This is a genomic window from Synechococcus sp. RC10B2 (assembly GCF_047502635.1).
Genome location: NZ_JANSHO010000061.1, coordinates 1 through 25,671, shown reverse-complemented (window position 1 = coordinate 25,671; position 25,671 = coordinate 1). Strand labels below are relative to the sequence as shown.

The window sequence follows — 25,671 nt, the reverse complement described above, 5'->3', positions numbered from 1 at the left end:
CCGTTTGCCTGCAGTGGATATTCTGCGCAATGCCCCGCTGGGAATCTACCTGGAAGAGCCGCGCACCTGGCTGCACCGCCTCGATCCGCGCGTGAAGCTGGCCTGGCTGCTCAGCTTTCTGCTCAGCCCAATTTTGGCTGGCAATGGCTGGCGCCTGGCCGTGGTGGCGGTTCTGTTGTTCTTGACGGTGGCAGCCCGCCTGCCGCGTCGGGTCTGGTCGGGCCAGCTCTCGCTGGTGTTAGCCCTCAGCCTGCTCACTTTTGGGATCACCAGCTTCGCTCCCGATGGGTTGGGGGTTTTCCCGCAGCCGCAGCGGCAGGACGCGCAGGTGGTGGGCTATGGGCTCATCCCCGGCTATGACGGGGGGGTGGAAGAGGGATCCCGCGCAGCAGCCAAGCGGGCCTGGCGGGAGCAAACCCGTGCCTGGCCGACTCCCTACCGCTACCGCTTGCTGCAGGTTTCCCTAGGGGAGCGAACCTTTCAGGTGTCCCGCCGTTCCCTGTCGGTGGCTTTGCGGCTGGGCACCCTCATCTTTACGCTGCTCTACGCCACCAATTTGTTTTTGCTGACCACAGCCCCAGAAGAGATCACAGAGGGGATCGGCCACCTGGTGCAGCCTCTAAAACGCTGGGGATGGCCAGTTGCGGAGGTGATCCTCACTCTCACCTTGGCGCTGCGCTTTCTGCCGCTGGTGATGGAGGAGGTGCAAAACCTGGTGCGGGCGGTGCGCACCCGCGATGTCCGCTGGGGATCCCTCAGCTTCCGGGGCGGGATCCAAACCCTGCTGGCTCTGGTGGAGCGCTTTTTTGAAAACCTGCTCCTGCGGGCAGAGCAGACAGCCATGGCCATGCAGGCGCGTGGGCTGACCGGCCCCGACCACCCCTTGCGCTGGCACCGCCTACACCTGCGGCAGCTAGATCGCGGGGCGCTGGCCCTGCTGCCCCTGTTTTGGCTGCTGAGGGCCTTGTCCCCCTGAGGCTACGGCCGGGGGACGCAGTTCCTTGCCAGCCAGCGGCAGGAGCAGCCGGGCAACGGAGCGCCCATCCCCAGAGGAATAGAAGGAGAGCTGCCCTCCCATCCGCTGCAGTAGCCGTTGGCACAGGCCAAGTTCCAGGCCGGGGCTCGCCGAGAGCGGCGATTGGAAGAGGGGATCGGCGTAGATGACCTGTTGCGGATCCCATTGCAAGGCCGTCAGCAGGTGGGGATCGAAGCTGCCCTGATCCACCACCAGCAGCTCTGCATAGCCCTCTGTGGCTTGGCTCCACAGATCCAGCCGCCCCCCCTCCGGGCTGCGCAAGGCAGCGGCCAGCAGCACTTCCCAGAGGATCATCTCCAATCGCCCGACATCGCCCTGGACGACGAGGCTGAGGTCGCCGTGGGCGCGCGGCCACAGCTTGCGTTTTTGGGTCAGGCCCTCCACTCGGCGCAGGCTTTTGCGCACCAAGGTTGCTAGGGGCACCGACAGCAACTGCGGCTGCACCTGCCACGTTTCCGTCTGCAACAGCGGCTCGGCGAAGACGGCCAGATCCCGCAGCTCCCTGCCGATTTCCACCACCTTTTGCCAGCGGGTGGCCTCATCTCCCCGGATGCCCGGCACTTGGCCAAGGCGGCGCAGGCCGTCCAGCAGGGCATTTTGCAGATCCAGCAGGCGGCGGTGCTTGTACCAATTCAACTCGCTGAGCACCTCCTGCCGCTCCTGCAAAGTTTGCACCCAAAGCAAGCGCCGCAGCGTCCAGCCACAGGTTTGGGCCATCAACGTCACAGCCGCCTGCTCCTCTGCCTCCCAGACTCTGTCCGCCTCTGCTCCCAGGATCAAAACCCCCAGGGGCTCCGGCAGCGAGGGATCCGTCTCCCCCAAGGGCACCAGCAGCCAGGATCCCAGGCCCACCGAGTTTAACCAGGCGCGGCTGGCAGCCGGGATCTGGTCTTGGGCAAGCGGGAGGGGACCCCTCGCCTGCAGCGCAGCGGCCAGCAAGGGATCCTGCCGATTGATCTCAGTGGGGCCGCTGGGGCAGAACTCGGGGGCAGCGGCAAAGGGCGGCTGCAAGCAGGCCCGGCTCTCCCCCGGCTGCCAACTGACCACCAGCGCCAAAGGGATCTGGAGGAGTTGGGCCGCCTGTTGGGCGATGGTGGCGTAGAGAGCCTCAGGGGTGGCCAGGTTTTGCAAAGTCAGACAAGTGGCGATCAGGCCGCTGAGCAAGTGCTCTTGCCGTTCCTGCCGTTGCTGAGACCGAAGTTGCCGCAGGAGCAATCCCACTTGTTGGGCAGTCCCGCGCAGCAGTTGCCGTTCTTCTCGGCTCCAAGCCCTTGGCCGCGGGTGGAGCACTAGGATCAGCCCTTCGGGGGTGGCAGTGCCGCTGGCGCCGGTATGAGTCAGCATGAGGGAGCGCACCCCCAAAGGGGCCAGTTCTTGCCGCCAGGAGAGCAGGCGCAGATCCTGGTCGTAGTTTTCCGCCGCCACCACCTCGCTGCGCAGCAGATCCTGCCAGTCTTGCTCGCTTAAGGAGCTGAACTGCGGCGGCAGAGCCTGCTTGCCCTCGCTGCGGTACTCGGAGAAGAGGCGGGGGTTCGGCCTATCGGGATCCACTGTCAGGACGGCCACCGCACTGGCTTGCAGACGCTGGCCCAGGCCGACGACGGCTTGCTGGAGAGCCTGCGGCAGCTCCGCCGGGTTGTAAAGCGAACGGCCCACCTGCTGCACAAACTCTTGCTCGTCGGCCAACTGGCGGATGCGGCGATCCAGATTTTCCAGGGGGGCGGCTAAGGCCAGCCCATTGGCGGCGGCGGCCACCAACTGGCGCTCCACAGCTTGCCAGGTGCGGGGCACATCCGATTGCACCCAAATGAACCCCAGCAGATCTTTCTCCAGCAAGATGGGGGCGGCCAAGGCCGCCTGGGCCCGCAACTGCTGCATCAGCTTGAGGGGGATCTCGGAGCGGGTCGTCCCTGTGCCGCCTACCACCACCTGGCCATCGGCGAGGGTGTAGTACATATCTCCCAACTCCCGCAGCGAAAGGCCGCCATCTCCTGGCGACGCTGCTCCTGCTTTGGCCTCTTTGGACATGGGGGCAGGAGTAGGTGGCTGGCTGGGTCTAGAGGCGCTTCCATGGGGAACAAACCGCCCCCGGCTGCGCTCGTGCCAGTACACCTGGATATGGACGGCGCCCAGGCAAGTCTGCAGCTCCTGCCTCACCAGGCTGACCCGTTCCTGCAGGGATCCCGCCTGGCATATCGCCGTTCCCAGCCTCAGGAGCGAATCCTCAAGGCGTTTTTCGCTCTGCTGCCTCCAGGCATTTTCCAGCTCCTGCAAAGAGGCGGCCAACTGGCCCAGCAAAATCCCCAGGAGCGCTTTCTCTTCCTCGCGGGTGGTAACCCCCCACATCTGGGATCCCAGCATCAGGATCCCCAGGCAGCGCCGCCGCCCTGCTGCTGAAAAGGGGTAGATGAAGCAGCCTTGGATCCCGCCCAGGCGCCTGGCTTCCCGCTGCCAAAGGCCCATGCGCGGCTCCTGGGAAAGATCGGGCACGCTGATGGGCCGCTGCTCGATCACCACCTGCTCCAAGATCTCCCCCGGCTGCAGGGGATGCACCCCTCGCAAGAGAGTTGGCTCCTCCACAAGGCTAAACCCTCCCTGACCCAGCAACTGGTGATTTTGATAGTCATAAAAGGCCAGCCAGATCAGCGGCGCCCCAAACACCGCCTTGACATACTCCAGCGTGAGCTGAATGAGGGCATTGGCATCGCTCTGCTCCCGCATCTGTTGCAAGGTTGCCTGTAGGGCAACTAGGGGAGAGATGGCCCCAGCTCCACTGGAAGAATAGGGGGAAGGAGGTTGAACCATGGCCCGACGTGGGTTATGCAGGTTTCTGCAGAGGGAAAGCGGCCGCAGCTTTCTCTTGGCCCACCTTAGCCATGCCGTTACTTGGGCGTCAGCCCCTCTCCCAGGAAAGGGGAAGCCCCTCTTGAAAATGGGGCTGCTGGGGAACCTAGGCCCTTTTCAAGGAGCTGGGAGCCGGGACCCGCGCAGTTTGGAGGTGTTGGTGACCAAGCTCTGCACAAAGCGTTGCAAGCGCTGGCGTAGGTTTTCGTCCTTGAGGTTGCCCTGCTCATCGAAGGCGCTCCAAGCCCGACCAATGGCAATCTGCTCCGGGATCGCCCAGCCATGCACCCACCGCACAATTAAACGCATCTGGTTGAGGGTATTGCTGTTGCTCTCACCGCCCAAAACGCTGATCAGCCCGAAGACCTTGCCCTCTAAGTGTTCAAAGCTCAAGAGATCGAGAGCATTCTTCAGGCTGCCGCTGATGCCGCCGTGGTACTCAGGGCTAGCCAGGATGATCCCATCGGCCCGCTTCATTGTTGCCCGCAAAACCTCCACGTCGGGATAGTCCGGGTAGGATTCCGAACCATCGGCAAAGGGCAACTTCATTTGCCGCAGGTCGAGGATGTGCAAGAGAAGCCTCAACCTCTCAAACTCGCACCGCACCACCTCTAGCGCCTGATAAGTCAAAGAATTGGGCCGCAAGCTGCCGCCGATGGCCACGAAACAAGCTCCAGAGGCTTCAGCCATGACGGCTTGCCAATCGACAGTAGGGGCTTGCAGGGTTGAAGGAGACATAAGCCAGGCTCCTGAGCAGACATTAGTTATGCTTCAAACAATCATAACTCATACTAAATCTGCATTGTAAAGATTTCTTTAGCCGTCTTGCTGAATAAGGCTGACGCATTGCCGAAGCGTCGCGCAGCGATAACAGCCGGATTCTGCTTCGGAGCTGGGATCTGGATATCTCCCAGCAGGGGAAGCTGGGGCCAGCGGATTACATGTAGCAGGTTGGAAAAATCATCTCGCCAGAGGGGATCCCCAGCTTGGGGCAAAAGGGGCTGCCAGGGATCCCAGTCTTGCCGGCCACCAGGGCTTTTGGCCATCAGCACCCAGTGGGAAGGGGCTAGCCCTGCCCGGCGCTGGGCGGCGGTGAGCTCTTCATGGGCTTGCTGCCAGGCGGGAAGCCGCAATGCTCTTGCCAAGGCGGCCAGCACTGGCGCCAAGTCCAGGTGGCGGTTGGTGATGTTAAAGAGCAGCCAGCCCTGGGGCTTGAGCTTGCGGAGGTAGAGGGTCAGGGCCTCCTGGGTAAGCAGATGCACCGGCACGGCGTCGGAGCTGAAGGCATCTATCACCATCAGGTCGTAGCTGCCATCGGGGATCCCTTGCAGGCGGAGCCGGGCATCGCCCAAGATCACCCGCACCTGCGCCCGCCGGCTGGCCCAATCGAGATAGGGGAAGTAGCGGCCCGCCCAGTCGGCCACGGTGGGATCCAACTCGAAAAACGTCCACTCATCCCCTGGCTCGGCGTAGGCGGCCAAGGTGCCGATCCCCAGCCCCAGCACCGCCACCTGGGCCGGAGAAGAGGGCGGCTGCGCCCGCCACCGCTGGAACACCTGACCCACCGGCCCCTCGCGGGAAAAATAGGTGAGCGGCTCCAGGGCCTTTTGGGGATCCAGGTTTTGGCTGCCGTGCAGGGTGGTGCCGTGGAGCAGGCTGCGGAAGGATCCGTCCTCAGCGTGGTATTCCACAATCCGGTGGAGGCCAAAGGCGCTGCGCTCCTCGGCCACCACCTGGAGCCCCGGCGGCAGCCAGGTTTGTCCTAGCAGCAACACTAGACCCATCCCTGTTCCCACCCAGCGCCTTCTGCTGCCTTCTCCTACAGACCCCAGAAGGGCCATCCCCAGAGCCAAGCCCCCAGCGGCTCCAAGGCGAAAGAGCGCCTGAGGACGAAAGCCCAACAGCAACAAAGGCAAGAGCAACCCCAGCCCTAGCGACAGGCCCAGCCGCCCTCCCCGTGCCGCTAAGGCCGCCAGCGACACCCCCAAGAGCAGGGGGTACTCCAGTAAGGTCTCAAACATCTGCGGCGCCAGCAAAGCGGAGAACAGCCCTCCCAAGCTGCCTCCCACAGCCAGCCACAGGTAAAACTGCGTCAACTGCTGGGCGGGTGGACGGGATCTGGCCAACTGACTGTGACAGGCCCAGCTCACCAGGCCAAAAGCCCCCAGATGTAGCGGCAACACCCAAAACCAAGGTCTCGCCCAGCCCAGAACCTGGGCCCCTAGCGCTCCACAGGCCAGCAGAGCCGTTGTCCCTAAAGCCAAGTCATTGGGGTAGAGGCCGCCGAAGGCCAGTATGAAGGTCATGAGGTAAAGGCTCAGGGGAACGGCCCACAGCAGGGGCACCGCCGCCACGTCGGTGGTCAAGAGGGTGGTGGCCGCCACCAACAGGCCCGCCGGCAAAAAGGCCCAGCCGGCCCAGCGCCAACGCTCCCGCCAGGAGACGGGGGGGATCTCCTCCACGGGATCTCCCCTCGGGAAAGTCACCTCCCGCCCGTTCAGCATGAGCCCCACCCCACCCAGCAGCACCAGCGCTGCGACCAGAGCGTAGGATCCCGTCCACAGGTGGGTTTGCCCCGACAGAGACAACCGCGGCTCCAAGAGCAGCGGATAGCCCAGCAGCCCCGCTAGGCTGCCGGCATTGCTGGCCACGTAGAGCCCGTAGGGATCCCTTTTCGCCTCTCCCAGCGCCCGCTGCAGCAACGGCGTCGTCCCCGACAGGAGAAGCAAGGGTACTCCCGCCCTTGCTGTCAAGTCAGCCAACAGAGCTAGGGAAGGGAAGACCCCTTCCAGTTGGCCAGGGATCCCAAACTGAAAGGGCAAAAACTTCAGCCCCGCCAGCAGGAGGATCCCGTGCAGCAGCACGCCCCAGCCGGGAGCGAGCCCTCGCCCCAGCCGGTCTGCCCACAGGTAGCCCAGCAGCAAAGCGAGCTGGAAAAAGACCAGGCAGGTATTCCAAACCAGGGGGGATCCCCCCCAGAGCGGCAGCAGCAATTTGCCCACCAACAACTGCCCCCAAAAAAGGCAAAAGGCGCTGCCGAACAACGTGAGGCCAACCAGCAAAACCACAGCCGTGCCCCCAACCCCTGGCTGTCAGTTCTAAGAAGCTTGGATGCCGGTGCTGGATTCAGGGGCGGATCCCAGCAGCCGCGAACCTCCGCCCGCCCAAGGGAAGTTGCAAACTCAGCTCAGCGGCTCATCACCTGTAGGGGAAAGCGTTCGGCCAACTCCCCTTCCACCTTGGGTAGCCATTCTTCTTGGAACACCCACACCTGGCCCTGCTGCACGCGGCCATCCGGGTTTTGTGTTAGCTCCAGCCAATAGACAAACTGATCCCCCCGCAGCACCACGCCTTGGGTGGCCAGGGCAAGACTGTAGCCGGGATTGTTGGCCAAGGCTTCAGGGGCCGGGTAGCGGATCACCTCCACCGCCCGATCCAAATCGGCGGCGATCTCCGGCCCGTAGATCTCGCGAATGGCTTGGAAAAGATCCTCTGCCGTCAGCCCTTGCGGGCGAAAGAAGGTCATGCGCTCCGAGCGAATCGTCTCCCGATCCAGCGGGTTGATGATCCGGCCCGGCGGGGCCACCGAGGCCAAAAAGGTAAATCGGGATCCATCCGGCTCCACGCGGTGAATGTTCAAGGTTTCGCCCGGGCGGGGCCGCAGCACAGGATTATTTCTCACCCAGGCCGCCGCTTGATCCGGCGATTGCCCAGGGATCCCCCATGCCGCCGATGGAAGGCCCACCACTGCCCAGCAGGCTATGGCCAAACTGATTGCGTCAGCGGGACGGAGTCCTTTCGCGTCGTCGGGACGCAGTCTTCTACCCCGGCCCGACAAAGTCCTTCCCCAGCTCGCGCCCAGGATTGGCCACGGATTACAATGCACCTTCTCAATCCTCCGGACAAACAAGACAAAATGCAAAACGAAAGGCGAAAATAATGTCCACAAAAAGCTAGAAGTTAACAGGCGGGCGTAGACAAGGCGACGTTTACCTCGGAGCGCACCCCGCTCTACCCATGTCTAGTGTATCTGGAGAGCGCAGCGGGATCGTTGCGCCTCAGCGCGAGCATTGCGGCCAATAGTGGCAAGGAGGCTTTGGCGAAATCCCCAAATCTCCGGGGTCACATCCCGCAAAACGTAAAAGATACCTTAAGATTAACGGTAAGCAAATCTCACACGCATCAGGTCAGCACCTCAGGAGGTAACCGATGGCTCTCGTTCCCATGCGGATCCTGCTGGATCATGCCGCCGAACATGACTACGGCATTCCGGCTTTCAACGTTAACAACATGGAGCAGATTCAAGCAATCATGCAAGCTGCCCATGAAACCAACAGTCCAGTCATCCTGCAAGCCTCTCGAGGGGCGCGCAAGTATGCGGGCGAGCACTTTTTGCGCCACCTGATCCTGGCGGCAGTGGAAACCTATCCCCACATTCCCGTCGCCATGCACCAAGACCACGGCAACAGCCCCGCCACCTGCTACTCCGCCATCCGCAACGGCTTCACCAGCGTCATGATGGATGGCTCCCTCAAAGAAGACGCCAAAACGCCGGCCAGCTATGAGTACAACGTGGCCGTTACTGCCGAGGTGGTGAAGGTGGCCCACGCTGTCGGCGTGAGCGTGGAAGGAGAACTGGGCTGCCTGGGATCCCTGGAGACAGGCCGCGGGGAAGCAGAAGATGGCCACGGCGCTGAAGGGGCCCTCAGCCACGACCAACTGCTCACCGATCCGGATCAAGCCGTGGACTTTGTGGAGCAAACCCAAGTGGATGCGCTGGCTGTGGCCATCGGCACCAGCCACGGCGCCTACAAGTTCTCCCGCAAGCCCACGGGCGACATTCTCGACATGGAGCGCATCGCCGAGATCCACCGCCGCCTGCCCAACACCCACCTGGTGATGCACGGTTCCTCGTCGGTGCCCAAGGAGCTCATCGACATCATCAACCAGTACGGCGGCTCCATTCCCGAAACCTACGGTGTGCCGCTGGAAGAAATTCAGCGGGGCATCAAAAACGGAGTGCGCAAAGTTAACATCGACACCGACAACCGTCTGGCCATCACGGCTGCGGTGCGCCGCGCCCTGGCCGAGAATCCGAAGGACTTTGATCCCCGCTCTTTCCTCAAGCCTTCTATCAAGGAAATGCAAAAAGTGTGCGCCGAGCGCTACATCGCCTTCGGCTGTGCCGGCCACGGCACCAAAGTCCCGGTGGTTACCCTGGACGAGATGGCGGCCAAGTATGCTTCTGGCGCTTTGGCGGCTCAGGTGAAGAAGACGGTTGCGGTCTAGCCCTCACACCCAGCCGCTGCAGCCCAAAGGTTCTAACTCAATATCGACAGGTGAGGGGATCCTTTGTGGATCCCCTTTTGCTTTGGAGGAACTTGATGCGTTTTGCCGGTCAGGCAGCTTTTGCTACAGAAGGTTTGTCCGCTTCGACTTGCTGGTTCAGCAACGCCAAAGTCAGGCGATCCAGCATTTCCAAGTCGGCCTCAGAGTAGCGCCGCTGAAAGAGCAGCTCGTTGATGAGGTTTTCTTGCTGCAAACTGAGAAAGCCGCTGCGGAAAACTTGCTCCACGATTGCTTCGATACTAAGGGCCGGAGCAACAGGGAGAGAATTCAAAGAGGCATTCATGGTCGTTTCCGTTTGAGAGGGTTCGTTCGAGAGTTCCCGATTACTTGTGCCGAGGAACGAGATAGCGCTGCTCGATCTGCTCCCTCCAGGAACGGGCGACCTCAGTCTGCAGCTTGTCTACAGCAGAAGCATCGTCCTGCCACTTGAGGGAAACCCCCAGTAGCTCCCCCATGGGAAAGTGCTCGCTCAGCAACGCCGCCAAGCGGTAAGTACGGTAATCTAGCGTTAGATCTACACCAGCTTGCATCTGTATTTCCTCCGCATTTCCAACGTTTACGTCCCCATCATAGCCCAAATATCCGTAAAAAAAAAAAACGGAAAACACCGAGAATCCACGTACGCGATTTCTAGGATTTTTCTACGCCATTTGGCGGATAGCGGCGGGGATCCCACGGAGCTGTGGGGTGAGTTCAGGGATCCCAGCTCAGCAGAGCCGCGGTTGCGGCGGCCAGGGTGGCGGCGTTGAAGGGCTTGCTGGTGAGGTCATTGGCTCCCAGCCGAGCAAAGAGGCAGCCCGGGCATCCCTGATCCCAGGAGTTCTCTGGATTACAGGGATCCCCTCCATTGCCGCCCGGAGGTCGGAACCTAGTCGGCGTCTTCGTTGCTCACAAAACCTGGGTTGTCCGGGGATCCACTGGGTGCGGGCGATTCCAGGGCGTGTTTGAGGGCATGCCAGGCCAGGTTGGCGCACTTGATGCGTACCGGGAACTGGGCAACTCCCTTCATGGCATTGAGGGAGCGGTACTCCCGCGGAAACTCTTCGCCGCCGCGCATCATGGCCTGGAAGCGCTCGACCAACTGCAGCGCTTCGGGGATGGTGCGCCCGCGCACGGCATCGGCCATAAGATCGGCAGAAGCCAGGGCAATGGCGCAGCCCTCTCCCTCAAATTTGATATCGGCAATCCGCTCCTGGCCGGGATCCAATTGCAAGGTGAGGTCGATGGTGTCGCCACAGGAGGGGTTATGGCCGCGTTGGCGACGATGAACCGGATCGACCCTGCCGAAGTTGCGGGGCTTTCTGTAGCGTTCCAGGATGACTTGCTGATAAAGTCCGCGCAGGTTGTCGAGAGGCATTGTCGTTCCCGCTTGGTCGCTGCTTGGGCCAGAGCCCTATCCCCACCCTCCAGGGGCTACGGCTCCTTCCGGCCAATCTGGCTAGGCCCAAGCTAACTAACTTAATCTTAACCCTGTTCTCTGGGCTGCAACGGCGGGGCAAGGCAGGGCCTCCTCATCTCCCAGATCAAGCGGGTGGATTTCGACGGCTGCCCCGCCCAGTTCTGCCGGAACCTGCTCCCTCCACCGGCAGCAGGGTAGGTCTTGGGCGGGGGCTGGCGGCCTTTTTCGCTGACCAGCAGGGCAACACGCCCAGGTGCCCAAAGTAGCTGCGACAGGCCGGGGGCCTCCAAGGCAAGTCCTAAAAAAGCCAGTTGCAGTAGAGTCTAACGGTGCCGTTTGGGACGGAAGAGGTGGGCGTGGTCAGGGCTGTAGAGCCGCGAGCGGGCCGAGCCGGCTCCTGCCAAGCCCCGTAGGGCGGGACTGATGAGGTAGAGCACGGTGCGCTCTAGGCCGGCTTGCCGGGTGAGGGCCGCCATCTCCGCCAGGGATCCCAGCCAGATCCGCTCGTCCGGCCAGCCCAGACGGTAGCAGATGGCCACAGGGGTATCGGCGGGATAGTGGGTCATTAGATCCGCCTGGGCCTGTTCCACATGGCGGGCGCTCAGATACAGACACAAAGAGGCGCGGTGGGCCGCCAGGCTGGCCAGGGCTTCTGCTTCCGGCACGCGCGTCCGACCGCTGGCGCGGGTGAGGATGACCGTCTGCACCAGCTCCGGCACCGTTAGCTCCACCTGCAAACGGGCGGCTGCCAGTTGAAAGGCGCTCACCCCCGGCACGATCTCAAAGGGGATCCCGGCCTCCGCCAGCCGAATCAGCAACTCGTGCAGAGCGCCGTAAAGAGACGGATCCCCATCCTGCAGCCGCACCACCCGCCGCCCCGCCTTAACCCGCTCCACCATCTGGGGCAGCAGCGTTTCCAAGGTGAGGGAGCGCGTGTCGATGGCCTCCACGTCGGGGCAACAATGGGCCAGCAGCCCCTCCGGCACCAAAGAGCCGGTATAGAATACTACATCTGCTTCTGAGAGTACTCTCTGGCCGCGCAGGGTAATCAGCTCGGGATCCCCAGGGCCGGCGCCGACAATGTGCACCGGCCAGTAGGACGAAGTCGGTTGGCTCATCAGGTTTCTTCCCATCCTAGCAGCAGAGGGCTACCCCCGAGGATGGGATCCCCTGCAGGCTCTGTCCCTTGACCTGGCCTGTATTATGTGTAGTACAATAGAATACAGGCTGCCTGGGCAGAGGGTTGCGCGCTTTTGCGTGCCACGGGCGAGCAGGGAGGACATGGGAGTTGTAGCGCAGCGGCTGGATGCCCGCGGGATCCCAGGGGTGGATCATGGGGTTGTGCTGAGGTTGGCGATGCCCTTGGCGCTCAGCGCTGGCATTCAGGCGCTGATGGGCATAACCGACACCTGGTTTATCGGCCAGATCTCCAGCCAAGCCTTGGCCGGGATGAACGCCGCTTGGTTGCCCACCCAAGTGGCCTTGACCCCTTTCATGAGTCTGGGGCGAGCAGTGCAAACCTTGGTGGCGCAAACCTACGCCGGCGGAGATCCGAAGGGGGCCTCTCGCTATGCCTGGTCGGGAGTTGAGCTGGGGTTGGGCCTATTGCCCCTTTGTGGCCTCTTGTCGCTGTTGGGGAGCTTGCTGTATTCAGGGCTGCCCCTGCCGGCGGGGGTGGCGGAGCAAGCGGCAGATTATTGGCAAGTTCGCGTTTGGGGGGGATCCGCTCTCTTGGGCAGCTTTGCCTTGGCGGGTTTTTTTAACGGCATTGGTTGCACCTGGATCACCCTGTGAGTGGCTGGAGCGTGCTGTTCAACGGCATCCTCAATGCCCTGTTCATTTTCGGCCTGGGCTGGGGGATTGCCGGAGCCGCCTGGGGCACGATCCTGTCGGAATACGGGGAGCTGGCCCTTTACCTGCTGCTGTTTCTCTCGGCCTGGATCCAGCGCGACTACGCTACGCGGCAAACCTGGCTTTTGGCTCACAAGTCCCTGCGGCCCTTGCTGCGGCTGGGCCTGCCGATGGGGATCTACGCTTTGGCGGACATGAGCTCTTTCACGGTGTTTCAGTTGCTGCTGGGCCAGTTGGGGGCTGTGGAGGGGGCAACGGCCCACCTGTGTCTGATGTTGTCTCGCTTTGCCTATTTGCCGGCCCTCGGCTTGGAACAGGCGGCAACCGTCCTGGTGGGCCAGGCCGTTGGCGCCGGGCAGCCGGCTTGGGCGATGCGCTTGGGGAATGCGGTGATAGCCTGGACGGTCGGCTACATGGCCGTGATCGGCGGCGGGCTGGCGCTTTTTAGAGAAGCCTTGCTCGGCCTGTTCGTGGCCGGGACAGATGCCAACGCCGCGGCGATTGTGGAGTTGGGGGGGAGGCTTTTGCAGATCATCGCGGTTTCGTTTCTCTTCGATGGCATCAACTTCTCTGCCGCGGGATCCCTGCGCGGCGCGGGAGACGTGCGGGCCCCCATGGCGATCATGCTCGGGATGAGCTGGCTCTTTTTCTTGCCTTTGGCGCAGATGCTGATCTTTTCCCACAGTTGGATCCCCTTCCTGCCGGGGTTGGGATGGGGGGCTGTGGGGGGCTGGTTGGCCATGCTGATCTATGTCGCCGGCTTGGCCGGCCTGTTGCTCAGCCGCTGGCGCAGTCGGGTGTGGCAAAAGGCGGCTCTGCGTCAGGGCCATCGCCATAGTGAGTTGAGCTAGCGCGCCAGCTCAAGGCGCTGCTGGAGAATTTGCTCGGCCAGCACCAGATCCCAGGGGGTGGTTAACTTCAGGTTAGACTCCTCCCCTTCCACGATGTAAACCGGCCAACCCAGCTTCTCGAATAGGGCTGCGTCATCGGTTACCTGCCACCCCTGGGCCAGCGCCTCCCGATGGGCTTGCCACAACAGCGACAGGCGAAACCCCTGCGGCGTTTGGGCTGCCCACAGCCGGCTGCGCTCCGGTGTCGATTGGATTTGGATCCCCTTGGGGCCGGTCTCGGTGACCTTGATCGTGTCCTTGACGGGGATCGCCGCAATCAAGCCGTCCACCTGCTCCAAGGCAGCGCTGCAGCGATCGAACAATTCAGGGGTGGCCAAGCAGCGGGCCCCATCGTGAATCAATACCCGCTCCACCGTTCCCCGCCCATAGAGATACTCCACCCCCCTGTAAACCGACTCCTGCCGCGTCGCCCCCCCTTGCAGAAGCTGCACCGGCGTGGCCAGCTCGATGGACGCCAGGATCTGCTCTATGGCCGGCCAGTCGCCGGGCTGAGAGAGAATGCCGATCCACTCGATGGAACGGGCCCGATCCGCCGCCTGCAACGTCCAAGTCAAGATAGGCTGGCCCAAAAGGGGCAGCAACAGCTTGTTGACCGCCGCCCCCATCCGCTTGCCGCTGCCAGCCGCCGGGATCAACAGGTGCATGGGATCCAAAAGCGCATCCAACCGGATCCCAGTTTACAGTTAGGGAGGGCCAAACCTGGCCCTCCGCATCGTTGACAGGGGCGATTGCTGCCGCTGCCGCTCGAACGTGGATCCTCCCTAGAGCCGCAGGGCTGCCTCAAGGTTGCTCCAAATTGGCGGCAGCGCTGACAAAATCCGGGTAGGCCACGTTACCGTGCTCGCCCACATCCAAGCCGGCCAGCTCCTCTTCGGCACTGGTGCGCAGGCCAACGGTTGCCTTGAGGATCAAAAACAGGATCAAGCAGGTGATAAAGGGCCAGAAGAAATAGGCCAGAGCCCCCACCACCTGCACCCCAAATTGCGCCCAGGTCACCCCTGAATCGGCGTGGGCAAACCAAGGGATCCCGGCTGCCAAGAGTCCCCAAATGCCGCAGGTACCGTGTACCGAGATGGCCCCCACCGGGTCGTCAACCTTCAGCACCGTATCCAAAATCACCACCGAGATCACCACCAGGATCCCGGCCACCGAGCCGATGATCAGAGCCCCTACAGGATGGACGGTATTGCACGGGGCGGTGATGCCCACCAAGCCGGCCAGCACCCCGTTGGCCGCAAAGGTCATATCCGGCTTGCCAAAATGCGCCCAGCAGGTGATCATCGCCCCAATGGCTCCCGCCGAAGCTGCCAGCAGCGTGTTCATAGCAATCCAGCCAACATCAGGGCTGGCAGCAGTGGTCGAGCCAGCGTTGAACCCAATCCAGCCAAAGGCGAGGATAAACACTCCCAGCATCCCCAGGGGCAGGTTGTGCCCAGGAATTGCCCGCGGCTCCCCGTCAGGGCCATACTTGCCAATGCGAGGGCCAACCACCATCGCCCCGGCCAAGGCAGAAGCACCTCCCACCAGGTGCACCACCCCTGACCCGGCAAAGTCGATGAAGCCCAGATTTTCCAGCCAGCCGCTGCTGCCGCCGTTGTAGTCGCCGAACAGGCCATTCCAGGCCCAGCTCCCCGAGATGGGGTAGATCAGCCCAGAGATGACGACAGAGTAGATGAGGTAGGCCAAGAACTTGGTGCGCTCCGCCATGGCGCCGGAAACAATGGTGGCAGCGGTGGCGGCAAAGACCATCTGAAAGACGAAGAACGTAAAAGGCCAGTCCCCTGCTTCGTGGGCTTGCTGCCAGCTAAAAGCAAACCAGCTCCTGCCGGAGAAGCCGCCATTCTGGCCAAACATCAGGCCAAACCCAATGACCCAGAAGGCGCAGCAGCCCATGCAGAAGTCCATTAGGTTTTTCATCATGATGTTGGCAGCATTTTTGGAGCGGGTAAAGCCCGTCTCCACCATGGCAAAGCCAGCTTGCATGAAGAACACTAAGGCTGCCGCCACCAGTGTCCAGATGGTGTTGGCGTTTTCCTGGACAGCTTCGGCATCCTGAGCGAAGGCGCTCTCCTGACCAAGTAGAAAAACCAGGGAAATCGTCAGCGCAGCAGCTAAGCCCCACTGGGCTGGTCGCCAGAGCCGCTGCACTACTTGGCCTTTGAGCCTTTGGATCATCATTGTAGACATGTTTTTCGACTCACCTAGCAAGACGGTACTTTTGGCAACGCCATTACAACAAAAAGATACGCCCTGCCACCTCCCAAGCCAAGATGAGGCTGAGGTGAGAGACTGCAAAAACAGCTCCTTCACAGGGCGTCTTGGTTCATTTCACCGGTGCGGATGCGGATGGTTTTCTCGACGGGGCTGATGAAAATCTTGCCGTCCCCGATTTCGCCGGTGCGAGCTGCTGCGATCAGCTTCTCGACCACCGTATCCACCAGGTCGTCTTCGACCACGATCTCTACCTTTAGCTTCTGCAGGAACTCGACGGTGTACTCGGATCCCCGATAGCGCTCGGTTTGTCCCTTCTGCCGACCAAAGCCCCGCACCTCGGTTACGGTCATGCCGACAATTCCGGCATTAACCAGGGCTACCTTCACCTCATCCAGCTTGAAGGGCCGGATTACAGCCTCGATCTTTTTCATTGGCCTCCCATATCCCCAACAATTCCGCTAATTTCTAACACTGCTAGCACCTGCAAATTGTAAATCCAAATACATTTTTTATCTCTTGCAGGATGTTTAACACTTTGGATTTGCTCTCGTCAAGGCAAAAGCTCGGAATAGGGGCAGGCTAGGGGGAGGAAGTCTCCGGCAGCGCCTCAGGAGTTTGGTCGCTTGGCTAGGGGCTGCCAGCAGCCGAGCTGGCGGTGATAAGAGCCACCGCCAGCCACCACAGCATTTGCACCTGGGGACGGTACCAGATGGTATCCACCAGGCCGTGGGCCATCATGCCAGTGCAAGCCGCTAAGCCGGCTGCTACCCACAGGCCCTGGGGATCCCGGGAGCTGAGCAAAGTGTTCCAGCCTCTCCAGCCGTGATCCCAGAGCACCAGCAAAAACCAGGCAAAAGCCAGGGATCCAAGAAAGCCAGTCTCCACGGTAAGTTGCAGCGGCACGGAATAGGCCCCGAGGGCGCTGAAGTTGCCTCGCTGGTAGAGGGGATAGACGCGGTTAAAGGCGACATTGCCGGGGCCGATCCCCAAGATGGGAAAGTCGCGGATCATCTCCAGCACGGCGGCCCAGACGTTGAGGCGAAAATTGTTGCTGGTATCTAGCCGTCCCCAAAAGAGACTCTGAGCCCGCAGCCGCAGGGGACGTACTGTTAGGATGGCAAGCAACAGCGCGGCTGCTCCCCCTCCCAACAGAGCCGGCAGCGTCCAACGCCGCCAACGGGCCGGCAAGTGGGGGGTGTGCCATTGCGCCAGCAGCACCGCCATCATTCCCAGCGCTGCTAGGCCGCCAATCCAGGCGCCGCGGCTGTAGGTCAGCACCAGGCAGATGAAGTTGACGGCGGTTGTAAACCCCACCAGGAGCTTGATCCCCCAGCCCGGCCAGAGGAAGATGGCAGCCAGCCCCAGGGGGAGGAGCGGAACCAGGTAGCCCCCATACAAATTGGGGTTGCGCAGATAGCTGTACACCCGCGTCAGGCCTGCCAAGCCCGATTCCGGATCCACCCAGGTGGCCAGCTCGGCAGCCCCGTAAAAGTATTGCCGCAGGCCATAGACCCCCATCGCCAAGCTGACCAAAAGCAGGGATCCGACGATCCAATCCCGAAACTGCAGTTGGCGAAGCAGACGCTGCAGCAGCAGATAGCCGGCCAGGTAGAGCGTCAACTTCAGCCAGCCCTCCCGCGCTGCATAGGGAACCGGCGAAAGGATCGTGGCCAGGGTGGCAATTCCCCAAAACAGGCCTAGGGGCAGATGGACGGGCAGCCAAGTTGGGGTTTCCACCAGCCAGCCCAAGACCACAAGCGCCGCCATGGCCAGCAAAATCAGACCTAGGATGCCGGTGGAGCTTTGCGCCGAAAAGACCCAATACAGCAGCACCAGGCCCAAACCGATCCAGTCAGAGGTTTGCACCAGTAGGCTGCTTTTGCCCCAACTCCGCAGGGATCCCGACACTCGGCTTAAAAGGCTGCCCTGCCACCAGGACTCGATAGGAAAATCCCGCAGCAGCAGGCCGCGCCACAGTCGCGTTGCTCGTTCCATGGCTCCTTCCAGCGCCCTGGGCACTTGTGCTTCAGGCCTATCTTCCGAGTTTATCTCCCCAGCGAACAGGGGCAAGGGCGGGAAGGCAAGCGGGATCCCCCTTCTAGAACTCGCAGACTCATTGCTAGAGTTAGCTGCCTCGCCGACCTCGAAGCGCCCTTTAGGCAAACGAGGCTAGCGGGTGGGGCTGGGATTTCCCAACCTCTTCAGAGTTGAAAGGGGAAACCCCTGCTCCCAACTGCCCTGCATTGAAGACTTGGGGATTACAATAATGAATTTGCACACGAATAAGCCGGCCTAAACCCAGAGCAGATCCCAGGCAGCGGGCTAAAACCTGCACCTTGAACTCCAGTTCGCCAATGGTGTCCATACGCTTGCAGCCCTCCCTCCAACCCCGTCTCTAAGCCCAGCTTAGGAGAAGATTGATGATAGTTCTTCAGTGGGAATACAGAATTTGCCAAGCTAGATCATGCAAAGCTGGCGTTTTTTTAGAGAGAAAAGAAGCTGAAACTTGGCCAGGCTTTCTCCGGAAGATCCCGGATAAAGACCCGGAACCTGCCGCTGATTAACGTAAGCAAAATAACGCCTAGAGAAACTACGGAAAAAAGCTGGAGACCAAGCTGAGGGGACTTGGGGGAGTATGCCTGTCTACCTTTACTGGGGAGATGACACCTATCGGCTGATGCAGGCGGTGCACCAGTTGCGGGAGCAAGTGCTGGATCCCGACTGGGCCGCTTTTAACTACGATCGCCTGCCGCCGGAGTCCACACTGGCCGGACTTAACCTGGCCATGACCCCGCCCCTGGGATCCAACGCTCGCCTGGTTTGGCTGGAAGAGACGACGCTCACCCAGGATTGTCCGGAAGAGTGGGTAAGGGAACTGGAGCGGACGTTAGCCTCTTTACCCCCCACCACCCATTTGTTGTTGACCACCCGCAACAAGCCCGATGGACGGCTCAAATCCACCAAGCTCCTCAAGCAAGTGGCCCTTGCCCGCGAGTTTCCCCAACTGGCCCCCTGGGATGAAGAGGGTATCCTGAGGCAGGTATACAGCGAGGCCCGGCAGCGGGATCTCAAGCTCAGCCCAGAGGCAGCCCAGAAGTTGGCGGAAGCCGTGGGCAACGACTCCCGCCGCTTGGCGATGGAACTGGAAAAGCTGGCTTTGTTTACGGTCAACCAACGGGATCCCATCTCCCCTGAGCAAATCGAGGCTTTGGTGCCCGCCAGCGCCTACAACAGCTTTCAACTGGCCGCCTCCCTGCGCCAGGGCAACTTGGATCAGGCCCTGCGCATCCTGGCCCATCTTTTGGATCACAACGAGCCGGCCCTGAAGATCCTGGCGGTGTTGGTGGGGCAATTTCGCACCTGGCTGTGGGTAAAGCTATTGCTGGAGGAGGGAGAACGGGATCCCAAAGTCATCGCCCAAAAAGCAGAGATTGCCAATCCCAACCGGGTTTATTTTCTCCAAAAAGAGGTGGGATCCCTAAAAAGCTCGGCGCTGCTGCAGGTGATGCAGCAACTTTTACAACTGGAGTATCAGCTCAAGCAAGGTCAACCGGAGCGAGAAGTGTTTCAAGAGGCTCTGATCCAGATTGTGGCCATTCTCCAGAAATCCTGAGCCTTTTCGTTCAGGGACAGTTCTAGCAACGGGCAGCCTACCCACCGGGATCAGATCCTTCACCAGGGAGGATCCCTCTTCGGAACTCAGAGTAGGTAGAGCAGGATAAACAGCACAATCCAAACCCCATCCACAAAGTGCCAGTAGATCTCAGCAGCCTCGACGCCAAAGTAGTGTTGGGCGCTGTAGTGACCCGGCTTCAGGGATCGCCAAAGCACCGCCAAAATAAACAGCAGCCCCGCCGCCACATGTAGCCCGTGAAACCCGGTCAAGACATAGAAGGTGCTGGCAAACAAGTTGGTGGTAAGGCCAAACTCCAGGTGGCTGTACTCGTAGAGCTGCCCGGCCAAGAAAATCGCACCCATCAGGGCAGTGAGGGCAAACCACAGCCGTAGCCCCTTGACGTTATTGGCCTGGATGGCGGGCTTGGCCTGGTGGATAACCAAGCTGCTGGCGAGCAAAATCGCCGTGTTGATCCCAGGCAAGAGCAATTCCCGCTCCGGCGTCCCTTCCGGCGGCCAGACGGGGGCCGTGAGGCTGTAAGCCAAGTAGGCCATGAACAGGCCCAAGAATAAGCAGCCTTCCGCCACCAAGAACATCAGCAGACCAAAAATGCGATGATCTGGGTGCTCAGCGTGAGCGGTGTGGGCCTGAGTGTGGCCGGCTATCAAGGCATCAGCAGCAAGGGATCCTTGCATATTCTTCTCCACTCAAAAAATAAACCAATCGAACCTTAGAATTCCTGAGACCGTGTGGCCAGCCCAGCCGGGATCAAGACTGGAATGCCCGGTGAGTAGAAGATGGAGACCCCCTGCTAAGAAGAAGTCGTAGGCTCTGCTTCCGCCAACGCCAGCTCCCGCAAGCTCTGCAACTGGGCGGCAAAGTAATCCAAAGTCTCCTTGCTGTGCAGGCCGTAGTCGTAGGGGCCGGTCAGCAGAATGGGATCCCCGTAGAAGTTGTGGGCAGGCGGCGGGGAAGAAGTCGCCCACTCCAGGGTTAGAGCCTGCCAGGGGTTGTCGCCGGCCTTGGGCCCGGCCACCCAGGAGTAGATGGCGTTCACCAAGAAGGGCAGCGTGGAAATGGCTAGAACAAAAGCCCCCACGGAGCTAATCCAGTTGAGGTCGGCAAATTGCGGGTCGTACTGGGCCACGCGGCGGGGCATGCCCATCAGGCCCAGCTTGTGCATCGGCAAAAAGCACATGTTGAAGCCGACAAAGGTCAACACAAAATGCACCCGCCCCCAGAACTCGTTCAGCAGCCGCCCGGTCATCTTGGGGAACCAGTGGTAGAGGCCGGCATAGATGCCAAAGACGCTGCCGCCAAACAACACGTAGTGTAGGTGGGCCACCACAAAGTAGGTGTCGTGGACGTGGATATCCAACGGCACCGAAGCAAGGATGATCCCGCTCAAGCCGCCGATGACGAACATGGAGATAAAGCCCATGCCAAACAACATGGCCGAGCGGAAGTGGATCTTGCCGCCCCAGAGAGTCGCCAGCCAGCTAAACACCTTGATCCCGGTGGGAACGGCAATGGCCATGGTGGCGATCATGAAAAACACCCGCATCCAGTCGGGAGTGCCGCTGGTAAACATGTGGTGAACCCAGACAATCAAGCCCAAAAAACAGATGGCCAAGCTGGAGTAGGCAATGGCTTTGTAGGCAAAGATGGGCTTGCGGGCGTGCACCGGCAAGATCTCCGAGATCATGCCGAACACCGGCAAAACCATGATGTACACCGCCGGGTGGGAGTAAAACCAGAACATGTGCTGGTACACCACCGGATCCCCGCCGCCGCTGGGGTTGAAGAAAGCCGTGCCCGCCAACAGGTCAAAGCTGAGCAGGATCAGCGCCCCCGCCAGAACCGGCGTTGCAATGAGCGTGATGATGGAAGCGGCCAGCATCGCCCAGCAGAACAAGGGCATATCCTCCATCTTCATGCCGGGCAGGCGCATCTTGAGGATGGTGGTGATGAAGTTCACGGCCCCCAGGATCGAAGAGGTTCCGGCCAGCAAAATGCTCAAGATCCAGAGCTCTTCTCCCACCTTGCCACTGATGAGGCTCAGCGGCGGATACGAGGTCCAGCCAGCTGAGGGGGCCTCGATAAACAAGCTGGCCAGCAGCAAAAGGCCACTGGGTGGAACCAGCCAAAAGGCGACGGCGTTCAGCTTGGGAAAGGCCATGTCCCGCGCCCCGATCATCAGCGGCACCAGGTAGTTGCCAAAGCCCCCCATCAAAGCCGGCACGATCCACAAAAAGATCATGATCGTGGCGTGCAGGGTAAAGGCCCCGTTGTAGCGCTCAAAGCCGAGAAAGTCCGCCTCTGGGGTAGCCAGCTCCGCCCGTACCGCTGTGGCCAGCGCTCCCCCCACCAAGTAGAAGAAAAAGGTGGTCACCAAATACTGGATCCCAATGACCTTGTGATCGGTGGAGAAGGTAAAAAAGCGCCACCAAGGCTCGGCGGGAGGATCCAGGCTGGCTTTGGGGGCAGCGGCAAGGGTGGGATTGTCCTGTAGCTGGGTCATGGCAAGAAGCTCCTACTGGCGTCACCAGAATGTGCGTCAAGGGGGAGTTGGAGAGAGGCCAGCTCAGCCGGCGAGAGGCCCAAACGTTGCCGGTGAACTTGGACAAAGGCAGACTCCGACGGAGAAAATTCCAGACGATGCCCGTGCTGGAGAGGCAGTGACGGCGAGTCCGCCGCCAGGGCAAGGGCGCCACCCTCTCCACCGGCGGCCAAAACTTGCTCCTGCTGCCAGCGCTCGAACTCTTCCGGCGTCTCCACAATTAGTTGCCCGGCCATCACCCCATGGTAAGGGCCACACAACTCGGCGCAGACGATGGGGTAAGTTCCCAACTGCGTGGGCACAAACTCCAAGTGGGTTTCTCGGCCCGGAATGAGATCTTGCTTGAGGCGAAATTGCGGCACCCAGAAGGCGTGGTTGACATCCAGAGCCGTCATATTAAGGCGCACCCGCTTGTTAAGAGGAAGGTGCAGCTCGCCAGCCACCAAACCCGACTCCGGATAAGTGAATACCCAAGCATATTGCATGCCCTGAACTTGGACAACCAGCTCCGGCTGGCCCATCTCCTTTCCGGGCAGCAGCGCGGGAGTGTAGGCATAGTCCGGATCCCCTGCTGCTGAGTCTTGGGAGGGCTCCATCGCCATGGCCGTGTGGATGTGACCGCCCACATCGGCGCCCCCATACACCGCCTGATAGACATCGAGGCTGGCCAGGCCCAGCCAGAGGATGATCACTGCTGGCACCGCTGTCCAGACGATCTCCAGCAGCACGTTGCCGTGGTTGGGATCCCCATCCCCACGGTCGCCCCGCCGCTTGCGGTAACGGATGGCACAGTAGAGAAGCACCCCCTCCACCACCAAAAAGATCCCCGTGGCGATGGTGATCGTGCTGTTGAAGAGGCTATCGAACAGAGGAGCCGAGTTGGCCGCTGCTTCGGGAAGCAGATGGTGATTCTGGCCATACCAGAGGCTGGCCAGGGTCAGCAGAACCCCAATACCCACCAAAATGATGTTACTGAGCGCACTCACGACTGCTCTTCCCCACTGCAAATGCAAGGCACGCCCGCCCTAGACAAAATCTGTTCTGCGAACAGAGCCGAAGCGGGCCACACCCATCCTTCATATCCATTTAGGTCACGGGAGCTGGAGAGGATTGCCCAGGCTTAGGGATCTCTTCAGAATCTTCATCGCTGGGAATTGGTAGAGGGGAGCGGCTTGATTGGCAGGATCGACAGAGCTTCTGGAAGATGAACGATGCATGCAGAGGAGGCGTGGCTCAGCACAAAGAAATTCTTAAAAAGCCTTCGCCAGCCGCAAGTCTGCATTTAGGATCCGTTACAGGGGAGTCAGTCTCCTTGTCTGCCTATAGCTAGATGCTGAGCCAGTTAGACCTCAAAGACCTATTGAATTAAGTTCGCTAACTGAAATGGATAGCTTAAGTATCGATCTCGATTATTTTTTATGCAGATTATTCCGAGCTTGGATTGACTTGCAATAACTTTTTCAACGGCGATGGACTCTTCGATTTCCCAATCTCACGCTCATCCCTTGCCGTCTAGGGAGCTTTCCCTGCGCATGGGGCAAGCCTTGCTGGGTTTAGCAGCGGCCACTTGGCTGTTGATGGGACTGGGCAGTGCCACTCGAGTCATGAATGCTGGCTTATCCTGTCCAGATTGGCCCCTCTGCTATGGAGAGCTTGTCCCCACTGAGCAGATGAACCTGCAGGTGTTTCTGGAGTGGTTTCACCGCCTGGTGGCTGCTGGGGTGGGCTTGGCCACCCTGCTGCTAACGGGGTTTGCCTGGCTGAAGCGCAAGGCCTTGCCCGCTTGGCTGCCCTGGGGCCTGAGCTGGGCTTTTGTCTTGGTCGTGGCCCAAGGGATCCTGGGCGGGCTGACGGTAACGGAGCTGTTGCGCTTTGACATTGTGACGGCTCACCTGGGCACGGGCCTGCTGTTTTTTGCCACGCTGCTCACCTTGGGATTGCTGGCCCTGCCAAGCGTCGCTCCTTCGGAGGAGGGAAGAGCTTCTGTTGGCTACTTGCCCTGGCTCGGCTTGGGGGCAGTGCTGCTGGTGTACGTCCAGAGCCTTCTCGGAGCTTTGGTGGCTTCCCAATGGGCGTTGCACCAGTGCTTAGCTGCTGGCGAGCTGTGCGGGGTGATGAACGGTCACTTGCTGGGGGTGGCTCCGGCCACACTGGCGGTGTTGGTGGTGGCGGTGGCCACAAGTTGGCGACGCCGGCAGCTCCCGCGGATTCTCAAGCTGCTGGGCCATGGTTCGGTGGGCCTTTTGCTGGCGCAAGTAGGGGTTGGCGTTCTTACCTATCGCTACCGGCTGCAGGTGGAGCCCTTGACGGTAGCCCACCAGATGATTGGGGCAGCTTTGCTGGGGTGCTTGCTGGGCTTTACGGTGCTGGCCTGGCGTACGAGCAACAGCCTTGAAAGCCAGGAGGAAGGAAGCTCTCCCCGGAGCCCTCGGAGGGTAGCCGCGGCCGCAGAGATCAACGGCAAGTAGTTCCATGGCAGATATCCTTCAAACCTACCGTCCAGATCCTTGTCAGAACACGGTGACAGGGATCCCTTTTGGCCATCACCAAAGTCTTGCGCAGGTTTTGCGCAGCTATAGCCAGTTGGTGAAGCCGAAGATCATCGCCCTCTTGCTGATGACCACGGCTGGAGCCATGTGGATGGCGGGCAATACGGATCCTTTCAAGTTTGGCGTCACCCTCTTGGGGGGGGGGATGGCGGCGGCAGCAGCCAATGTCATCAACATGGTGTACGACGCCGATATTGATCGGATGATGGAGCGAACCCGCCATCGTCCTTTGCCTTCTGGCCGCATTCGGGCACGCCATGCCCTGAGGTTTGCCGGGATCCTGGCTGTGATGTCCTTTGGCTTGCTGGCCTGTTTTACCAATTTGCTGGCTGCCAGCTTGGCCATGGCGGGGATCCTGGTGTATGTAGGGGTCTATACCCACTGGCTGAAGCGTTCCAGCCCCCAGAACATCGTCATCGGCGGAGCAGCGGGGGCGATCCCCCCTTTAGTGGGCTGGGCAGCGGCTACGGGCGAGCTGAGCTGGGCTGCTTGGGTGATGTTTGCCCTCATCTTTTTGTGGACCCCGCCCCACTTCTGGGCCCTAGCGATTTTAAAGCGAGAAGACTATGCCCGCGCCGGGGTGCCGATGCTGCCGGTGGTGGCCGGAGAAAGGCCGACTGCCGCCCAGATTCTTCTCTACGCCCTGTTGCTGGTGCCGGTCAGTCTACTGCTGGTTTACCCTTTGCACGTGCTGGGATCCTTTTACTTGAGCGCGGCGACCCTGCTGGGATCCCTTCTAATTTGGAAGGCGGTGCAGTTGCTCCAGGAGCCGCACAGCCGGGAGCGGGCAGCCTCCCTCTTCACCTTTGCCAACCTCTACTTGCTGCTGTTGTGCGGTGCCATGGGGTTGGACAGGTGGTCGCTGACCCACACCCTTTGGGATCAAGCCCTTGCCTCTCTCCAGGGTGTCTATGCCAGCCTGGGGGCGCTGGCCAACCACCTTGGGGCAATGGGATCCCTGGGTTGACGACTTAACCAATTGACATCCTCCCCGGCCTGAAGGCGGGGGATTCTTACACGGTCGTCGCAAAGGCGTTGTCAAAGCGCCTCTAGACAGTTCCTGAAGGCAAAGCCCCAAGGTTCTGCTGACTTTCTTAAGCAGGTTGGCGGCAGCATTCGCCTCAGCCCAGAGGGTCTCCACCCGTCGGGTTTTTCACCATAATTAGGTAGCTCATCTCCATCTAGGAAGCTTGCCTGCGAGCTGTACGCCTCCTCTACCTCAATAAACTCCATGCCATAATGCCGACATAATTGCGCAATACGCTCCTTGAACCGACCTGTTGGGACGAAAACAAAGTTTTGGTTATTGACCTTCCCTAAACCGCATTCTTTGTTCCAACCA

General features: G+C 60.8%; 22 protein-coding genes and 1 pseudogene. 7 read left to right on the top strand and 16 right to left on the bottom strand.

All coding sequences use genetic code 11. The annotated features are described in order from the left end of the window. Positions 1–13 precede the first annotated feature (13 nt). A complete protein-coding gene (locus NW855_RS08735) occupies positions 14–976 on the top strand; it encodes an energy-coupling factor transporter transmembrane component T family protein (protein ID WP_011430339.1) in 963 nt (320 codons plus the stop codon). Here the strand turns inward: NW855_RS08735 and NW855_RS08730 are convergent. The 4 genes from NW855_RS08730 to NW855_RS08715 form a co-directional block, all read right to left on the bottom strand. Then, on the bottom strand, positions 914–3,841 hold the full coding sequence (locus NW855_RS08730) for a GAF domain-containing protein (RefSeq protein WP_099812101.1): 2,928 nt from the start codon (positions 3,839–3,841) through the stop codon (positions 914–916). The two genes, NW855_RS08735 and NW855_RS08730, sit on opposite strands and share 63 nt — an antisense overlap. A 156-nt stretch (positions 3,842–3,997) precedes the next feature. Then, the gene (locus NW855_RS08725; RefSeq protein WP_414388598.1) at positions 3,998–4,618 is read right to left on the bottom strand and encodes an NADPH-dependent FMN reductase; all 621 of its coding nucleotides are present in this window, start codon (positions 4,616–4,618) and stop codon (positions 3,998–4,000) included. 53 nt (positions 4,619–4,671) lie between these two features. Next, positions 4,672–6,948 (bottom strand): fused MFS/spermidine synthase, encoded by a 2,277-nt coding sequence (locus tag NW855_RS08720; RefSeq protein WP_011430342.1) that lies wholly within the window; start codon positions 6,946–6,948, stop codon positions 4,672–4,674. A gap of 119 nt (positions 6,949–7,067) precedes the next feature. Further along, positions 7,068–7,649 (bottom strand): hypothetical protein, encoded by a 582-nt coding sequence (locus NW855_RS08715; RefSeq protein WP_414508659.1) that lies wholly within the window; start codon positions 7,647–7,649, stop codon positions 7,068–7,070. Between the two features lie 440 nt (positions 7,650–8,089). Between NW855_RS08715 and fba the strand changes: the two genes are divergently transcribed. Continuing rightward, positions 8,090–9,169 carry a class II fructose-bisphosphate aldolase gene (gene fba, locus NW855_RS08710; RefSeq protein ID WP_011430345.1) on the top strand — a complete coding sequence of 360 codons (1,080 nt, stop codon included), beginning with the start codon at positions 8,090–8,092 and terminating at the stop codon, positions 9,167–9,169. Positions 9,170–9,278: 109 nt separating this feature from the next. Here fba and NW855_RS08705 read toward each other — a convergent pair whose 3' ends face one another. The 4 genes from NW855_RS08705 to cobM form a co-directional block, all read right to left on the bottom strand. Beyond that, positions 9,279–9,512: a hypothetical protein gene (locus NW855_RS08705; RefSeq protein WP_011430346.1), complete on the bottom strand. Its 234-nt coding sequence runs from the start codon at positions 9,510–9,512 to the stop codon at positions 9,279–9,281. Positions 9,513–9,552: 40 nt separating this feature from the next. Next, a complete protein-coding gene (locus NW855_RS08700; RefSeq protein WP_099834884.1) occupies positions 9,553–9,759 on the bottom strand; it encodes a hypothetical protein in 207 nt (68 codons plus the stop codon). 338 nt (positions 9,760–10,097) lie between these two features. Then, positions 10,098–10,586, bottom strand: a complete 489-nt coding sequence (gene sufU, locus NW855_RS08695; protein WP_011430348.1) for a Fe-S cluster assembly sulfur transfer protein SufU — start codon at positions 10,584–10,586, stop codon at positions 10,098–10,100. A gap of 365 nt (positions 10,587–10,951) precedes the next feature. After that, a complete protein-coding gene (gene cobM, locus NW855_RS08690; protein ID WP_414402568.1) occupies positions 10,952–11,746 on the bottom strand; it encodes a precorrin-4 C(11)-methyltransferase in 795 nt (264 codons plus the stop codon). 163 nt (positions 11,747–11,909) lie between these two features. On the opposite strand from cobM, the gene NW855_RS08685 reads away from it, so the two are divergent. Together NW855_RS08685 and NW855_RS08680 are read left to right on the top strand one after the other, a co-directional pair. Further along, positions 11,910–12,422: an MATE family efflux transporter gene (locus NW855_RS08685; RefSeq protein WP_041438346.1), complete on the top strand. Its 513-nt coding sequence runs from the start codon at positions 11,910–11,912 to the stop codon at positions 12,420–12,422. After that, on the top strand, positions 12,419–13,330 hold the full coding sequence (locus NW855_RS08680; protein WP_041438348.1) for an MATE family efflux transporter: 912 nt from the start codon (positions 12,419–12,421) through the stop codon (positions 13,328–13,330). The genes NW855_RS08685 and NW855_RS08680 overlap by 4 nt, the downstream gene beginning before the upstream one ends. Here NW855_RS08680 and ispD read toward each other — a convergent pair. The 4 genes from ispD to NW855_RS08660 all read right to left on the bottom strand — a co-directional run bounded on the left by ispD (position 13,327) and on the right by NW855_RS08660 (position 17,599). Then, a complete protein-coding gene (ispD, locus tag NW855_RS08675; RefSeq protein WP_099813180.1) occupies positions 13,327–14,034 on the bottom strand; it encodes a 2-C-methyl-D-erythritol 4-phosphate cytidylyltransferase in 708 nt (235 codons plus the stop codon). The genes NW855_RS08680 and ispD overlap by 4 nt on opposite strands. A gap of 136 nt (positions 14,035–14,170) precedes the next feature. Next, positions 14,171–15,577, bottom strand: coding sequence for an ammonium transporter (locus tag NW855_RS08670; protein ID WP_414402567.1), 1,407 nt, complete (start codon positions 15,575–15,577; stop codon positions 14,171–14,173). 119 nt (positions 15,578–15,696) lie between these two features. Continuing rightward, entirely contained in the window at positions 15,697–16,035 is a 339-nt protein-coding gene (locus tag NW855_RS08665) for a P-II family nitrogen regulator (RefSeq protein WP_414401695.1), read from the bottom strand. Between the two features lie 196 nt (positions 16,036–16,231). Continuing rightward, on the bottom strand, positions 16,232–17,599 hold the full coding sequence (locus NW855_RS08660) for an IctB family putative bicarbonate transporter (protein WP_414508658.1): 1,368 nt from the start codon (positions 17,597–17,599) through the stop codon (positions 16,232–16,234). Positions 17,600–18,239: 640 nt separating this feature from the next. On the opposite strand from NW855_RS08660, the gene holA reads away from it, so the two are divergent. After that, entirely contained in the window at positions 18,240–19,217 is a 978-nt protein-coding gene (gene holA, locus NW855_RS08655; RefSeq protein WP_011430355.1) for a DNA polymerase III subunit delta, read from the top strand. An 86-nt stretch (positions 19,218–19,303) separates the two neighbouring features. On the opposite strand, the gene NW855_RS08650 is transcribed toward holA, so the two are convergent. The 3 genes from NW855_RS08650 to NW855_RS08640 form a co-directional block, all read right to left on the bottom strand. Continuing rightward, complete coding sequence (locus NW855_RS08650; RefSeq protein ID WP_011430356.1) at positions 19,304–19,915, bottom strand: heme-copper oxidase subunit III; 612 nt, start codon at positions 19,913–19,915, stop codon at positions 19,304–19,306. 116 nt (positions 19,916–20,031) lie between these two features. Beyond that, positions 20,032–21,741 carry a cytochrome c oxidase subunit I gene (ctaD, locus tag NW855_RS08645; RefSeq protein ID WP_414388584.1) on the bottom strand — a complete coding sequence of 570 codons (1,710 nt, stop codon included), beginning with the start codon at positions 21,739–21,741 and terminating at the stop codon, positions 20,032–20,034. Further along, complete coding sequence (locus NW855_RS08640) at positions 21,738–22,766, bottom strand: cytochrome c oxidase subunit II (protein ID WP_011430358.1); 1,029 nt, start codon at positions 22,764–22,766, stop codon at positions 21,738–21,740. Before NW855_RS08640 ends, ctaD begins: the two co-directional genes overlap by 4 nt. Before the next feature lie 483 nt (positions 22,767–23,249). Here NW855_RS08640 and NW855_RS08635 point away from each other — a divergent pair, with 483 nt between their 5' ends. Then, positions 23,250–24,248, top strand: a complete 999-nt coding sequence (locus NW855_RS08635) for a COX15/CtaA family protein (protein ID WP_049749751.1) — start codon at positions 23,250–23,252, stop codon at positions 24,246–24,248. Between the two features lie 52 nt (positions 24,249–24,300). Beyond that, positions 24,301–25,296 (top strand): heme o synthase, encoded by a 996-nt coding sequence (locus NW855_RS08630; protein ID WP_099813179.1) that lies wholly within the window; start codon positions 24,301–24,303, stop codon positions 25,294–25,296. Between the two features lie 71 nt (positions 25,297–25,367). On the opposite strand, the pseudogene NW855_RS08625 reads toward NW855_RS08630, so the two are convergent. After that, positions 25,368–25,671: pseudogene (locus tag NW855_RS08625) on the bottom strand (hypothetical protein); the annotation flags it as partial.